Genomic DNA, 14,580 nt, shown 5'->3' on the forward strand with positions numbered 1-14,580 from the left:
TTCAAGAAAGTTGCTTCCGGCCCAGCCGCACGTTCACTCATTTCGTGCGGACGAACTCTTCTTCTCTCCCGATCTCCACGGGTCTTCCCTTCCTCCTCTCATCAAAGCGGAGAACCTGTATGCGGAATTCAGCGGTTGGTGCGGTGCGCCGCGGTCTGTCGGGCGTCCGCGTCTCGAACTCTTCGGCCGAGGCGGCCGAGACCTTCCGGCTCGAAGCGCTCTTCTGACGTGCGGCCTTCACGGAAATCGGATTCCTCTTCCCTCACCGTTCTGCACGCGGTCCAGCCCGGTGACGCCGGAGTCGCCCGTGTCGTCACGGACCTGGTCCGCGCCCAGCTCGGCTCGGGAATGCGGGTGGCGGTCGCCTGCCCGCCGGACACCCCGCTCGCCGGCGCCGTCCGCGCCGAGGGTGCCTCGGTGCACGTCTGGCGCGCCGGGCGCGAGCCCGGCGCCGCGCTGGTCCGGGAGACCCGCGACCTCGCCCGCCTGATCGGCACCGTCCGCCCCACCCTGGTCCACGCCCACAGCGCCAAGGCCGGGCTGTGCGCCCGACTCGCCCTGCGGGGCCGGATTCCGACCGTGTACCAGCCGCACGCCTGGTCCTTCGAGGCCGTCGACGGCACGGTCGGCGCGCTCGCCCGGAGCTGGGAGCGCTGGGCGGCGCGCTGGACGCAGCGGATCGTCTGCGTCAGCGAGGCCGAGCGCCGCACGGGCGAGCAGGCCGGCGTCCGGGCGTCCTGGTCGGTCATCCACAACGGCGTGGACGTGGCCAGGTTCGGCGGTGCCGGCGCGGAGCCGGAGCCCGGTGTCTCCGGGGGCGACGGCGGCGGCCCTCTCGTCGTCTGCGTGGGGCGGCTCTGCCGGCAGAAGGGTCAGGACGTGCTGCTCGCCGCCTGGCCCGCCGTCGCCGCCGAGTTCCCCACGGCCCGCCTGGTGTTCGTCGGCGACGGGCCGGACGGCGAGCGGCTGCGCGCCGGAGCGCCTGCCTCCGTCCGGTTCGCCGGCGCCGTGGCGGACACCGCCCCCTGGTACCGCGCGGCCGACCTGGTCGTTCTGCCGTCCCGCTGGGAGGGCATGGCGCTGGCGCCCCTGGAGGCCATGGCGAGCGGCCGGCCGGTCGTGGTCAGCGATGTGGCCGGGGCGCGCGAGAGCCTCCCACCCGGCCACGAACCCCTGTGCCTGGTCCCGCCCGAGGACCCGGCCGCGCTCGCCGCCGCCGTCGGCCGCCTTCTCGGCCGGCCGGACCTGCGGCACTCCCTGGGCCGCCAGGCCCACGAGCACGTACTCAGCAGATTCGATGTGCGGCGCACCGGCGCGGCCGTCGCGGACGTGTACCGCGAGCTGGCCGGAGTGCGGTGCACCGAGCACAGAGAGCCGATTGCCCAGTGACCACGGAAAGCACCAGCATCCCTCCCGCACCGGGCCCCTGGCCCTCGGCGACCCACGCCGGCCCCGGTCTCGCCGCCCTCGCCCCGCAGCGCGGCCGGCCGGACCGGCTGGCGCTCCCGCCGCGCCGCCCCGCGCCGCCGCGGTTCGCCGCCGTACCGCTGATCGCGGCCGACGGTCTGGCCGTGCTGCTCGCCGTCGGGCTCATGCCCGCCCCGCACACCGAGCTCCGGCTGCTGCTCCTGGTCGCCGGGCTGGTCCTCGCCCTCGACGCGTACGCGGGTCTGCACCGGCCCGGCCCCCTCGCCTCCGTCCTGGACGAGCTGCCCGCGCTCGCCTCCCGTGCCGGGATCGCCTGGTGCGCGGCGGCCGCCGCCGTCGCCGCGTACACCCCTGGGCGGGCGATCGGCCCTGCCGCGCTCTGCTCCGCCTTCGCCACGCATCTCGCCGCCGTGTGCGTGGCGCGCGGCATGGTCCACGCCCGCAGGCGGCGGATCGCCCGGGCGCAGCCCCGGTCGGCGCTGGTGGTCGGCGGGCCGGGTGCGGCGCGCCGGTTCGCGGCGGCGGTCGGGCAGCATCCGGAGTACGGCATCAGGCCGGTGGGGATCGTGACCACCCGGCAGGACGGCGGGGCTCCGCCGCACCCGACGGAGACAGGGCTTCCGGTCCTGACGACCACGGAGGAGATCCACCGGGCGGTCATCCAGACCACCGTGCGCGACGCGGTGTTCCTGACGGAGGACCCCGGTCTGGTGACGCTCTTCCAGCACTACGGCTGCACGACCTGGCGGGTGGGCGGCGAGGGCCAGGACGGGCCGATGAGCGACCACCTGTGGGGGTACGGCTGCCGTCGGCTCGTACCGCTGTCCGAACGGCGCGGTCTGGCCGCGAAGCGCGCGCTCGACGTGGCCGTGGCCGGGCCCGCGCTGGCCTGTGCGCTGCCGGTGCTGCTGCTGTGCGCGCTGGCCGTGCGGCTCTCCGACGGGCCGGGTGTGCTGTTCCGGCAGGAGCGGGTGGGGCAGAACGGGCGGCTGTTCACGCTGCTGAAGTTCCGTACGCTCCGCCCCGCCGACGAGAACGAGTCGGCGACGCGGTGGAGCGTGGCCGACGACCGGCGGATGAGCGCGGTCGGGGGCTTCCTGCGGCGGACCTCGCTGGACGAGCTGCCGCAGCTGTGGAACGTACTGCGCGGGGACATGAGCCTGGTCGGGCCCCGTCCGGAACGGCCGTACTTCGTGGACCGGTTCAGCCGCATCCACGCCGGATACGCGGCCCGCCACCGGATGCCGGTCGGGCTGACGGGACTGGCGCAGGTGCACGGGCTGCGCGGCGACACCTCGATCGAGGACCGCTGCCGTTTCGACAACCACTACATCGACCACTGGTCGCTCTGGCAGGACGTCCGCATTCTGCTGCGCACCGCGGCCGGTCTGGTCCGACCGGCGGGAAGCTGATGACGGCGACGGCCGCGGCGGTCGCCGCCCCGCCCGCCGACGTACGCGACCTGGCGCGCAGGGCCGGGGCGTTGTCCCCCGTCCTGGCGGTGATCGGACTGCTGCTCGTCCCGGCCGGCGGTGGCGCGGAGGGCGGCACCGGCGGTACGGGCACGGTCGCGGACGCGGCCTCCGGGCTCCTCGTCCTGATCTGCCTGGTGCGGGTGGTTCGCGGCGGAGCGCGGCCGCTGACCCGGTGGGCGGCGATCGTGCTCGGTCTGCCGGTCCTCGGGATCTGTCTGGCCGCCATCACCTCGAACGACCCGGCGGCCAGCCTGCCGGGGGTCGCCCGCTACGTCCAGGTCTTCGTGCTCGTCCCGGCGGCCGTGCTGCTGACGATCCGCGACCGGCGGGACTTCGCGGTGGTCGCGTGGGCGCTGGTCGCACTGGCGCTGGTGCAGGGCGCGGTCGGGGTGACGCAGTCGCTGACCGGGACCGGCGCCTCGTACATGGGCGAGGACGTGCGGGCGGTGGGGACGTTCGGGCCGACCGACGTGATGGGGATGGCCACGGTCGTCTCGTACGGTCTCGTCGTCGTCACCGGCATCGCGCTGGGCAGCGGGCGGGGGCGGACCCGGACGGTGGCGCTGGTCTGCGCGGGTCTGCTCCTGCTGCCGCTGATCCTCTCCTACAGCAGGGGCGCGTGGATCGCGACGGTGCTGGCGTGCGCGCTCCAACTGCTGCTCTCCGGCCTGCGGCGGGCCGGGCGGGTGGCGCTCACCGTGGGCGCGCTCGCGGTGGTCCTGGTCGGCGGGCTCGGGATCGGCTCGACGATGGTGAAGGAGCGGGTCGCCAGCATCACGCGGGTGACGGCCGCGCCGGACCAGTCGGTGACGGACCGGTACACGATGTGGGCGGCGGCCGGGCGGATGTGGCGCGCGGAACCGCTGACCGGGGTGGGTCTGAAGGGCTTTCCGCGGTACCGCGATTCCCACGCCTCGCTGGCGCTTTCGTCGGGCAGTGACACGGCGGGCGCGGGGTCGGCGTTCCAGCGTCAGCCGCTGCTGTCGCCGCACAACATGTACCTGCTGGTGCTGAGCGAGCAGGGCCTGGTGGGGCTCCTCGCGCTGGCCGGGAGCTGGGCGACGCTCCTGGTGGGGGCGTTGCGACGGCGCGCCAGGGGCGCGGACTGCGCGCTGGTGGCGATCGGACTGCTGTCCTGGCAGCTGGTCGACTTCTTCTACGCGGACATCGGCGGGCCCTCCACGGTGCTGCTGTCGGTGGTGCTCGGCCTGGCGGCCTGGTGGTCGCTGGCGGAGGTGAAGCGTGCGTGACCCCTGGCGGGGTGACCCGGAACCGACGGACGCGTTACCGCGAGGCGGGGGCGCGACTCTCCACCCGCAACCGGGCGCGGACCCCGGCCCGGCGCCCGCCGCGCCAGAGCCGGGCGCCGACGGAGGCCCGGCGCCCGCCGCGCGACAGCCGGGCACCGACGGAGGCCCGGCGCTCACCGCGCGGCAGCCGGGCGCGGTCGGCGCGTCTCGGCGGGGCCGGCGGCGCGTGGCGGCGTCGCCGTCCGGGCGGTTCCTGGCGCGGGCCGCCGCCGTCACGGCGGGGCTCACCGCGGCCGGGGCGCTGCTCGGTCTCGTACGGGACCAGATCCTGGCGCACTTCTTCGGCGCGGGCGCCGAGACCGACGCGTTCCTGGTCGCCTGGACCGTCCCGGAGTTCGCCTCGACGCTCCTCATCGAGGACGCGATGGCGCTGATCCTGGTGCCGGCGTTCAGCCGCGCCCTCGCCCGGCGCTGCGGCGGCACGGCCGACGACCCCGTCCGTGCCCTCGTACGCACCACGCTGCCCCGGCTGGCGCTCACCGTCAGCGCCGTCTCCTCGCTGCTGATCCTCGCCGCGCCATTCCTCGTCGCCGCCCTCGCGCCCGGGCTTCCCGATCCCCGGCTCGCCGTCGACTGCACCCGGCTGACCGCCACCTGCGTGCTGACCTTCGCGCTCGCCGGCTACTTCTCCGCCGCGCTGCGCGCGCACGGCCGCTTCCTGTCACCGGCCGCCATCTACGTCGCGTACAACATCGGGATCATCGGCACGATCGTGGTGCTGCGCGAGCCCTTCGGCGTCCGGTCCGCCGCGGCCGGCGTCGCTGTCGGCGGCGTGCTGATGGTGCTGGTCCAGGCACCCTTCCTGCTGCGGGAGTTGCGGCGCCCGCCCGTGGCGAAGGAGGCGGCGCCCGATTCGACCGGCACGGGCGACGGACGGCTCCTCGTGCTGGCGCTCATCGCGCCGGTCATCGTCTTCGCGCTCTCCCGCCAGTCGCAGATCCTCGTGGAGCGCTTCCTCGCCTCCCCGCTCCCCGCCGGCGCCATCTCGCATCTCAACTACGCGCAGAAGATCGCGCAGATGCCGATGATCCTCTCCCTGATGCTGTGCACGGTCAGCTTCCCGGTCGTCGCCCGTGCCATGGCGTCCGGTGACACCGAGGGTGCCCGCCGGCGCGTCGAGCGGGATCTGCTGCTCGCCGCCGTCGTCGTCCTCGGCGGCGCCTCGATCGTCATCGCGGCGGCCCCGCAGATCGTCGAGATCCTCTTCCAGCGCGGCGCGTTCGACCGCAGCGACACCGCGGCGACCGCCGCCGTGATGCGCGTCTACGCCCTCGGACTGCTCGGCCAGACGATGGTCGGCGCCCTGGTCCGCTGCTACTTCTCGGCCGCCCGGCCGCTCTGGTACCCGGCCACCGCGATGGCCGCCGGTCTCGTCGTGACCGCCGTCGCCGGAGTGCCGGGAGCCCGGCTGTGGGGCGCCGTCGGCATCGCCGCCGCCAACGCGCTCGGGATCACCCTGACCGCGGTGATGCTGCTCCTCGGGGCGCGCCGCCAGTCCATCCCCCTCCGGATCCGCCCCCTCGGCGAGGGGCTGCTGCGGCTGGCCACGGCGGCCGCCTGGGCCACCGGCGCCGGCTGGCTCTGCTCCACGCTGATCGGCCCGGCCGTCCTCTCCCTCGCCGTCACGACGCTGGTGGCCGCCGGCGTCTTCCTGCTCTTCCTCGCCTGCGCCCCCCGCGCGCCGGACATCCCGCCCCTCACCCGCACCGCATCACGAAGGCTCGCCCATGCACGCTGTCATGGCGCCCCGCGCCGCCGCGATTCGCCGTCTGCTGCCGACGCCGCCCCTGTGGGTGGCGATGTACCACTCGATCGCGGACACCCCGGATGATCCGTACCGGGTGACCGTCTCCCCCGAGCGATTCGCCCGGCAGCTGGACTGGCTGAGCGACCGGGGACTGCGCGGCGTCTCGGTGCGTGAGCTGCTCCGCGCGACCGCCGCCGGCCGCGCGAAGGGCCTGGTCGGCCTCACCTTCGACGACGGGTACGCCGACTTCCTCGACGCGGCCCTTCCCCTGCTGCGCCGCCATGACTTCACCGCCACCGTGTACGTCCTGCCCGGCCGGATCGGCGGGGTGAACGGCTGGGACGGCGAAGGGCCCCGCAAGCCCCTGCTGACCGAGTACGGCATCCGGCGCGCCGCCGAGGCCGGTATGGAGATCGGCTCGCACGGCCTGCGGCACGTCTCGCTCCCCACCACCGACGACGCCGCCCTCGCCGAGGAGACCCGGCGCAGCCGCACCCTTCTGGAGGAGATCACCGGCGGGCCGGTGGACGGCTTCTGTTACCCGTACGGTCATGTCGACGCCCGGACGATCCGGGCCGTGCGGGAGGCGGGCTACCGCCACGCCTGCGCCATCGACCCCGGCCGGCTGGCGAGCGCGCACGCGCTGCCCCGGGTCCACATCGACGAGCGGGACACCTCCTGGCGGCTCACCGCCAAGCGCGTCCTGCACCCCCTGCGCCGCCGCGGGCCCGCCGACCTGCGCCGTACGCGGGCCGCTTCGCCGGCGCCGGCCACGAGCCCGGCCGGGGCGGAGGCGCGATGAAGGTCCTGCACATCATCACCGGCCTCGGCATCGGGGGCGCCGAGCAGCAGCTCCGGCTGCTGCTGCGTCATCTGCCGACCCGCAGCGAGGTCGTCACCCTCACCAATCCGGGGCCGGTCGCGCGCGGCATCGAGGCCGACGGCATCCCCGTCACCCACCTCGGCATGGCGGGCAACCGCGATCTCGGGGCCCTGCCACGGCTCGTCCGGATCATCCGCGCCGGACGCCACGACCTCGTCCACACGCACCTCTACCGCGCCTGTGTGTACGGCAGGATCGCCGCCCGCCTCGCCGGGGTCCGTACCGTCGTCGCCACCGAACACTCCCTCGGCGACACGCAGATCGAGGGTCGTCCGCTCTCCGCCGGCACCCGTGCCCTGTACCGGGCGACCGAGCGGCTCGGCACCGCCACGGTCGCCGTCTCACCCAGCGTCGCCCGCCGCCTGGCGGAGTGGGGCGTGGCCCCCTCCCGTATCCACGTCGTCCCGAACGGCATCGAGTCGGCCCGCTTCGGCTACACGGAGGACGCCCGGCGTCTCACCCGGAAGCTGCTCGGCCTGCCCGAGGACGCGTTCGTCGTCGGCGGGGTGGGGCGGCTGGCGCCCGGCAAGCGGTTCGACCTCCTCGTGCGGGCGGTCGCGTCGATGCCGGAGGCGCGGCTGCTCCTGGTCGGCGAGGGCGAGGAGCGCGAGCGGCTCCTCACCGCGGCCCGCGCGTACGGGGCGGCCGACCGGGTGCTCCTCGCGGGGGCGTGCGAGGACCCGCCGCCCGTCGGCGGCGACGGGCCCGATCTGCCGTCGCTGCTCGCCGCGATGGACGTCTTCGTCTCGACCTCGCCCGACGAGGCGTTCGGACTCGCGGCCGTCGAGGCGCTGGCCGCCGGACTGCCCGTGCTGTACGTGGCCTGCCCGGCGATCGACGACCTGCCGCCCGGCGCGGCGCCCGGGGCCCGGCGGATCGGCCCGTCCGTCCCCGAACTGATCAGCGCGCTGGGCGGTGTCCGGGACGCCCGGCCCGTCCGGCTGCCGCCGCCCGCGGCCGCCCGTCGCTACGACATCGCCCACAGCGCCCGGCAGTTGATGTCCCTCTACGAACAGGCCGTCCACGGCACCCCTCCTCCCTCGAAGTGAGCCAGTCCATGAACCCGTCACGTTCCGCCCTGGGAAGCGCTCTGCGCAGCCCCCGCCGATCGTGGGTCCTGCCCGCCGCCGTGCTGGTCGGCGCCGCCCTCGGGGGCGGTTACGGCGTGCTGAAGACCCCGGAGTACGAGGCGACGAGCTACGTCGTCGTGGTCCCCGGCGAGAAGTCGGACCCGGCCGCGGCCGTCGGTTTCGCCCAGGCGTACGGCAGGGTCGCCACCGACCTCGCGGTGACCGGCGACGCCCAGGTGTGGGCCGGCGTGCCGGCCGCGACCCTGCGCTCCAGTGTGCAGGCCGCTACCTCCCCCGACGCGCCGATGATCTCCCTCACGGCGCGGGCGTCCCAGCCGGCCGAGGCGGTCTCCATGGCCGACGGCGTCGCCCGCGCGCTGGTCCTCAACAGCACGCATGTCTCCGGCAGCACGGGGGTGAAGGTCGTCCAGTTCTCCCGGGCGACCAAGCCGGTGGAGCCCGTCTCGCCGTCCGCGCCGCTGTCCGCGCTGGTCGGCGCCTGCGCGGGCGGTCTGCTGGGCGGACTGGCGCTGCTGGTCCGGCCCCGGCGCACCGTCCGTGCCGAGGCCCGCCACTCACGGCAGCCGTCCGCCGCCGTCCCCGGCCCGTCCGCCGCCACGCCCGCGGCGGCGACCGCACACCGGCCCGAACCGGAGTCGGTGTGACCGCCGGCGGCACGCACGGTCTGCGAAGCGAGGTCTGCCGGGACGGCGCGGAGTTCGGCCGGCTCGCCGAGCGGTGGACCTCGCTGTACAGGCGGTGCTCCACGGCGACCCCGTTCCAGTCCCACTCGTGGCTCCACTCCTGGTGGCTGTCGTACGGCACCCCGGGCGCGCTGCGGCTGGTCCTCGTACGGCGGGAGGACGGTGAACTGGTCGCCGCCGCGCCCCTGATGCGCGCCCGGCGGCCGCTGCCCGTCCTCACCCTGCTCGGCGGCGCCATCACCGACTTCACCGACGTGCTCATCGACGACGCCTGCCCCGAGGCCACCCCCCTGCTGGCCCGGGCGCTGGCGGAGGTGGCGCGCGGCGCCGTGATCGACCTGCGCGAGGTGCGGCAGGGGGCGGCGGCCGAGCGGATCCACGCCTGCTGGCGCGGGCCGCGCCGCCGGCTCGCCGACTCGCTCTGCCTGGAGCTGCCGGCGGTGCCGATGGACGCCCTGCTCGCGCGGATCCCCACGGGGAAGGCCCAGCAGCGGGTGCGCGCCAAGCTGCGCAAGCTGGACGCCCTCGGGATCGACGAGCGGGTCGTGACCGGCGAGGAGGTGCCGGCGGCCCTGGAGCGCCTCCTGACCCTGCATCAGCGGCAGTGGCGCGACCGGGCGGTGACCATGGAGCACACCAGCGACCGGTTCGCCCGGCATCTCGCGCGGGCGGTGCGGCCCATGGTCGAGCGCGGGGACGCGATGGTGACCGAGTTCCGGCTGGCCGGGGACGTCGTGGCCGCCGACCTGACCCTGATGTCGCCACGGCTTGCCGGGGGGTATCTGTACGGCGCCGATCCCGTGCTGCGCGCCCGGAAGGTCGACGTGGCGACGATGCTGCTGCGGCACGGGGCACGCCAGACGGGCGGGAGCGGCCGGGTCACGTTGAGCCTGCTCAGGGGCGACGAACCGTACAAGCGGCACTGGCGGCCGGAGAGCGTCCCGAACCAGCGGCTGATGATGAGCGGCTGGGGTACGGCTCCGCTGCTGTGGCTGCTGGCGGGCGCGGCGGGCGCACGGCGCTGGGCCGCGCGGCAGGCGCGGGAGCGGGCATGGGTGGGGCGGCTGGTCGGACGGCTGCGAGGACGGACGAACGGCGGCGGAGGCTGATCGCCTCCGCCGCCGTGGCGGGCCTTTCTCCGGTCAGAACACCCACAAGGCGTTCATGAATCCGGTCCAGCCGTCGTCGGCCTCGTCCTTCCAGCTGCTGTCCTTGGGGACGCAGATGGTGCCACCGATCCAGCTCTCCACCCACGAACCCAGATTGATGGTCCAGCACTGCGGCTCGGGCTTGGGCTCGGGCTTGGGCTCGGGCTTGGGCTCGGGCTTCGGTTCCGGCTTCGGTTCCGGCTTCGGCTCAGGCTTGGGCTCCGGCTTCGGTTCCGGCTTGGGCTCGGGCTTCGGTTCCGGCTTCGGCTCAGGCTTGGGCTCCGGCTTCGGTTCCGGCTTCGGTTCCGGCTTCGGCTCAGGCTTCGGTTCCGGCTTCGGTTCCGGCTTCGGCTCAGGCTTCGGTTCCGGCTTCGGCTCAGGCTTCGGTTCCGGCTTCGGTTCCGGCTTCGGTTCCGGCTTCGGCTCGGGCTTCGGCTTCGGCTTCGGTGGGATCTCCGGCACCTCGGGGACCTCGGGCAGCTCAGGAACCTCCGGCACCTCCGGCACCTCGGGGATCTCCGGCTCGACCCCGTACAGCATCTGCCGGAAGACCTGCGCCGACCTCGGGTTGTCCCCGCACTGCCAGACGCCGTGCGGGCAGTAGTCCGTGATCGTGTGATACAGCGGCTTGTGCTCGTCCATCCATTCGAGCATCCGCCGCATGTACTCGGCATTGTCGCCGTTACGGAAGAGCCCCCATTCCGGGTAGGAGATCTCCTTGCCGCGCTCGGCCGCGAAATCCACCTGCTTCTGCAGCCCGTACGGCTCCTTGACGTGCCGGTCGAAACCAGCCCCCGTCGGCTGGTCGTACGAGTCCATGCCGATGATGTCGACGACGTCGTCACCCGGATAGCATTCCGTCCACGGAATGGCGTCCGTCCCCCGGCTCGGGGTGAAATCGAAGCGGAACTTCTGGCCGGGAACGGAACGCATGGTGGTGACGATCCGGTTCCAGTACTTCTTCCACGCCGTGGGATCCGGCGCACACCGGTGCGTGTAGGTGGTCCCGTTCATCTCCCAGCCGAGGACGATGACGGTGTCCGCCGCCTTCAGGCCGACGAGCCGCTCGGCCAGCGTCCGGAAGTGATGGTCGAAGTAGCCCGCCGCACCGAGCTGGAGCTGCCGACGGACCTCGTGGTCGGAGACCCCGGCCTCGTTCCGCTCCAGCATCGGCACGTTCAGGACGAACAGCCGGTCCTTCCGCTCGTTGCGCCACTGCGCCCAGGCGTCCAGGAAGCCAGGGGGACCCTCGATGTTCGACCAGAGGTCGCCGGGAAGGTACGTGTGGCCGACGCGCAGCTCGCGCCCGCCGAGCCACCGCTCCAGCTGGGAGATCCGGCTGACGCCGACCGGGCCCGATTCCAGGAATGCTCCCATCGCGGTGGACAGGGACGGCGCGGGGTCTTTGGCCGGGACGGGTTCGGCGGCGTGCACGGGGGAGGACAGCACGACTGAGCCCGATGTGAGGAGACCGGCGGTGAGCACCCCCAGCCACACTCTCGATGTCTTCCGCTTTCGATGGGCCATGGCCACTCCTTCTGGAATCACACAGTTTGACGATCCGTCAGTCTGATACTCCGAAAGTATTCCTAATGGGCTGACCGTGGACGCGGTCACGATCCGATCAGTAGCCCATCGGGGGATTTTCATCGCCCGGTTGGTGCACCCGGGCATGGAAAAGGCCGGTCCCGGACGGCGTGGTGGCGCCTTCCGGGACCGGCCCTGAGGATGCGTCAGGCGTTGACGCAGGTGTTGCCGAAGGCCGGGTTGACCAGGCCGATGAGGTTGATGCTGTTGCCACAGGCGTTGATCGGCATGTGGATCGGCACCTGGACGACGTTTCCGGAGGCGAAGCCCGACGAACCGACGGCCGCGCCCTTCGCTCCCGCGTCCGCGAAGGCGGGCGACGCCGCACCCATGGCCATGACGATTCCGGCGACGACGACCGCAGCCTTCTTACACATCATTTCGTCTGGATCCTTTCTGCGGCGGAAGACTGTTCACGGATTTCGTGATGCGCGGGCGCATTCATGCTCCCGGCCTCCGCTGCACACATCTCGACGACCATGCCATATAAAGGAGACCGGCAGATCGTCGGATCGACGCCATTCACTCCATCGCACTCATCGGAATCCCCCGAATGCCGCGCGTACGGCACGGCGGGCACTCCGGTGGACGGACACCGCTGCCGTTCAACGCGGCCAGATGGGCGTATTCATCAGCCGTTCCCACTCCAGGTCCGGCATACCCGGAACCGTACGGCCGTCGCGCGCCCAGCGCTGGACCATCGAGGAATAGACGGGCGACGGGGAGGACCCGGTGTCGATCCGGGTGGCCGGTGGCGGGTCCGCCACATAACGGCTCCTCGGAATGAAGGCCATCCGCTCCCATTTACCTGGGTCGGGCGCCATCTTCTCCCTCCCATCCACTGCGGGCTCCCTATCATTCCACAGCCCCCGCAGGAGGGTGATTCGTCCCGCCGATGTCACGTCGCGTACCTGTGTGCGAGGGAAATCGATTTAACGTGCGGACATCCCCATTATTCGAACGATCGACGTCCGCCGGTTCATGGACAGCGTGAACCGGCCGGAGGGCGGGGCGCCGACTGCACCGGGGTGCCGCCGAAGGACCCCGCCACGGTCAGCGGGACAGCACGCGGGCCAGCTCGGCCGGGTCCGTCGTCGGCGCGTCACAGGTGAAGTGGCGGCAGACGTACGCGGCCGCTCCCCCGTCCACCAGAGGACGGTCCTTGAGCAGCGGGAACTCCTCGCTGTCCGGGGCGCCGAAGGCGACGACCGCGCCGGGCGCGGGGGACAGCAGCGCGGTGCGGTGCAGGGCACGGGCCGGGCCGTCGTCGGAGGCGTCACCCGCCGGGCCGACCACCGCGATCTCCCGGGGCCCGTCGAGCAGCGCCTCGGCGGTGGCCAGACCCCAGCCGATGAACCGGGGCGCGCGCGGCCCCAGCGCCTTGACCACCCCGAGCGCGCCCTCGGCGGCGGCCCGGTGCGCCTCGGAGCCGGTGTGCGCGGCATAGGAGAGCAGCGCGCCGGCGGCCGCCGTCCAGCCGGACGGGGTCGCGTTGTCGGTCGGATCCTGAGGCCGGCGGATCAGGGCCTCGGCATCGTGCGCGGTGTCGTACAGCGCGCCGCCCTCGGCGACGAACTGGTCGAGGACGATGTCGAGCAGGAAGCCGGCGAACTCCAGCCACACGCCCTCCCCGGTGACCCCGGCGAGCGCCAGGAACCCCTCGGCGACATCGGCGTAGTCCTCCAGGACGCCGGCGTTGGCTCCGGCGTGACCGTCCTTGGAGGTACGGGAGAGCCGCGCGCCCTCGCCCATGTGGAGGCGTACGAGCAGATCGGCGGCCTCCGTCGCACGCTCGACCAGGTCGGGCCGGTCGAAGAAGGCGCCGGTCTCGGCGAGGGCGGCGATCGCGAGCCCGTTCCAGGCGGCGACGATCTTGTCATCGCGTCCGGGGCGCGGGCGGCGGTCACGGGCGGCGAGCAGCCGTTCCCTGACCGAGGCGATCCGGCCGGCGTCCGCCACCCCCGCCTCCCGCGGGAGCTGGAGGACGGAGGCCCCCTCCTCGAAGGTGCCCTCCTCGGTCACCCCGAAATACCGGGCGGCGTACCGGGCGTCCTCCTCCCCGAGGACCTCGGCCAGCTGCTCCGGCGTCCAGACGTAGTACGCGCCCTCGACATGCCGCCCGGTCCCGTCGTCACTGTCGGCGTCCAGCGCGGAGGCGAAACCGCCTTCCGCCGTGCGCAGTTCGCGGACCATGAAGTCCGCGGTCTCCAGCGCCACCCGCCGGGCCAGGTCACTGCCGGTGACCCGCCACAGATGCGCGTACACCCGGCACAGCAGGGCGTTGTCGTACAGCATCTTCTCGAAGTGCGGTACGACCCAGTCGCGGTCCACGGAGTAGCGGGCGAAGCCGCCGCCGAGCTGGTCGTAGATACCGCCGCGGGCCATCGCCTCGCAGGTGTCGGCGGCCATCTGGAGCGCGCCCTCCGCCCCCGTACGGGCGTAGTGGCGGAGCAGGAACTCCAGCGCCATCGACGGCGGGAACTTGGGTGCGCCGCCGAAGCCGCCGCGCGTGGCGTCGTACTCCCTGGTCAGGCCGAGGAGCGCCTCGGCCAGCTCCTGCTCGCCGGGGACGCCGGAGCCGCCGAAGGCCAGGGAGCGGGAGGAGAGGTCCTTGACGATCTTTCCGGCGACCTCGGCGACCTCGTCGCGGCGCTCGGTCCAGGCACGGGAGACGCCCTCCAGGACGTCACCGAAGGACGGCATGCCGTGCCGGGACTCGGGCGGGAAGTAGGTGCCGAAGTAGAAGGGCTCGGCGTCCGGGGTGAGGAAGACGGTCATGGGCCAGCCGCCCTGTCCGGTGGCCGCCTGCACGGCCTCCATGTAGACGGCGTCGACGTCGGGGCGTTCCTCGCGGTCGACCTTGACGGACAGGAAGTGCTCGTTCATGTACGCAGCGGTGTCGTCGTCCTCGAAGGACTCGTGCGCCATGACATGACACCAGTGGCAGCTGCTGTAGCCGACGCTGAGCAGCACGGGAACGTCGCGGCGGCGCGCCTCGGCGAACGCCTCGGGCGACCACGGCCACCAGTCGACCGGGTTGTCGGCGTGCTGGAGGAGGTACGGGGACGTCTCATGGGCCAGTCTGTTCGGCATACCCCCATCCTCGCGCACACGGCGGGGCCCCGCCCGTACGCCACCGGAGTGGCGTGCGCGCGGGGCCCCGGTACGGCGGGCGGCCCCGCCCCTCGCAGCGGATCAGCGAGGGGCGGGGCCGCTCAGCGGTGAAGC

Annotated in this window: 12 protein-coding genes; 8 read left to right on the plus strand and 4 right to left on the minus strand. The window is 73.5% G+C overall.

Features of this window, described 5'->3' with window-relative positions; genetic code table 11:
• The first annotated feature begins 228 nt into the window (after nt 1-228).
• From ACWDX6_RS02455 to ACWDX6_RS02490, 8 genes are all read left to right on the plus strand, one after another.
• Nucleotides 229-1,389, plus strand: coding sequence for a glycosyltransferase (locus ACWDX6_RS02455; RefSeq protein ID WP_451483089.1), 1,161 nt, complete (start codon nt 229-231; stop codon nt 1,387-1,389).
• Entirely contained in the window at nt 1,386-2,840 is a 1,455-nt protein-coding gene (locus tag ACWDX6_RS02460; RefSeq protein ID WP_451483090.1) for a sugar transferase, read from the plus strand. The genes ACWDX6_RS02455 and ACWDX6_RS02460 overlap by 4 nt, the downstream gene beginning before the upstream one ends.
• Entirely contained in the window at nt 2,840-4,153 is a 1,314-nt protein-coding gene (locus ACWDX6_RS02465; protein WP_451483091.1) for an O-antigen ligase family protein, read from the plus strand. Before ACWDX6_RS02460 ends, ACWDX6_RS02465 begins: the two co-directional genes overlap by 1 nt.
• A gap of 226 nt (nt 4,154-4,379) precedes the next feature.
• Nucleotides 4,380-6,044 (plus strand): murein biosynthesis integral membrane protein MurJ, encoded by a 1,665-nt coding sequence (murJ, locus tag ACWDX6_RS02470; RefSeq protein ID WP_451483092.1) that lies wholly within the window; start codon nt 4,380-4,382, stop codon nt 6,042-6,044.
• Entirely contained in the window at nt 5,953-6,762 is an 810-nt protein-coding gene (locus ACWDX6_RS02475) for a polysaccharide deacetylase family protein (protein WP_451483093.1), read from the plus strand. The genes murJ and ACWDX6_RS02475 overlap by 92 nt, the downstream gene beginning before the upstream one ends.
• A complete protein-coding gene (locus tag ACWDX6_RS02480) occupies nt 6,759-7,892 on the plus strand; it encodes a glycosyltransferase (protein ID WP_451483094.1) in 1,134 nt (377 codons plus the stop codon). Before ACWDX6_RS02475 ends, ACWDX6_RS02480 begins: the two co-directional genes overlap by 4 nt.
• An 8-nt stretch (nt 7,893-7,900) precedes the next feature.
• Nucleotides 7,901-8,578: a lipopolysaccharide biosynthesis protein gene (locus ACWDX6_RS02485; RefSeq protein ID WP_451483095.1), complete on the plus strand. Its 678-nt coding sequence runs from the start codon at nt 7,901-7,903 to the stop codon at nt 8,576-8,578.
• Nucleotides 8,575-9,726 carry a GNAT family N-acetyltransferase gene (locus ACWDX6_RS02490; RefSeq protein ID WP_451483096.1) on the plus strand — a complete coding sequence of 384 codons (1,152 nt, stop codon included), beginning with the start codon at nt 8,575-8,577 and terminating at the stop codon, nt 9,724-9,726. The genes ACWDX6_RS02485 and ACWDX6_RS02490 overlap by 4 nt, the downstream gene beginning before the upstream one ends.
• Before the next feature lie 33 nt (nt 9,727-9,759).
• On the opposite strand, the gene ACWDX6_RS02495 is transcribed toward ACWDX6_RS02490, so the two are convergent.
• The 4 genes from ACWDX6_RS02495 to ACWDX6_RS02510 form a co-directional block, all read right to left on the minus strand.
• Nucleotides 9,760-11,292 carry a glycoside hydrolase family 26 protein gene (locus ACWDX6_RS02495; RefSeq protein WP_451483097.1) on the minus strand — a complete coding sequence of 511 codons (1,533 nt, stop codon included), beginning with the start codon at nt 11,290-11,292 and terminating at the stop codon, nt 9,760-9,762.
• A 206-nt stretch (nt 11,293-11,498) separates the two neighbouring features.
• Entirely contained in the window at nt 11,499-11,729 is a 231-nt protein-coding gene (locus ACWDX6_RS02500) for a chaplin (protein WP_451483238.1), read from the minus strand.
• Between the two features lie 228 nt (nt 11,730-11,957).
• Nucleotides 11,958-12,176 (minus strand): hypothetical protein, encoded by a 219-nt coding sequence (locus ACWDX6_RS02505; protein WP_451483098.1) that lies wholly within the window; start codon nt 12,174-12,176, stop codon nt 11,958-11,960.
• A 229-nt stretch (nt 12,177-12,405) separates the two neighbouring features.
• Nucleotides 12,406-14,445, minus strand: coding sequence for a thioredoxin domain-containing protein (locus ACWDX6_RS02510; RefSeq protein ID WP_451483099.1), 2,040 nt, complete (start codon nt 14,443-14,445; stop codon nt 12,406-12,408).
• Nucleotides 14,446-14,580: the final 135 nt, after the last annotated feature.

The sequence above is a fragment of the Streptomyces sp. NPDC003027 genome (genome assembly GCF_053591435.1).

Coding starts and splice junctions, on each gene's coding strand:
- ACWDX6_RS02465 (WP_451483091.1), top strand. CDS start 2,840: ATGACGGCGACGGCCGCGGCGGTCGCCGCCCCGCCCGCCGACGTACGC.
- ACWDX6_RS02475 (WP_451483093.1), top strand. CDS start 5,953: ATGGCGCCCCGCGCCGCCGCGATTCGCCGTCTGCTGCCGACGCCGCCC.
- ACWDX6_RS02480 (WP_451483094.1), top strand. CDS start 6,759: ATGAAGGTCCTGCACATCATCACCGGCCTCGGCATCGGGGGCGCCGAG.
- ACWDX6_RS02485 (WP_451483095.1), top strand. CDS start 7,901: ATGAACCCGTCACGTTCCGCCCTGGGAAGCGCTCTGCGCAGCCCCCGC.
- ACWDX6_RS02495 (WP_451483097.1), bottom strand. CDS start 11,292: ATGGCCCATCGAAAGCGGAAGACATCGAGAGTGTGGCTGGGGGTGCTC.
- ACWDX6_RS02500 (WP_451483238.1), bottom strand. CDS start 11,729: ATGTGTAAGAAGGCTGCGGTCGTCGTCGCCGGAATCGTCATGGCCATG.
- ACWDX6_RS02505 (WP_451483098.1), bottom strand. CDS start 12,176: ATGGCGCCCGACCCAGGTAAATGGGAGCGGATGGCCTTCATTCCGAGG.
- ACWDX6_RS02510 (WP_451483099.1), bottom strand. CDS start 14,445: ATGCCGAACAGACTGGCCCATGAGACGTCCCCGTACCTCCTCCAGCAC.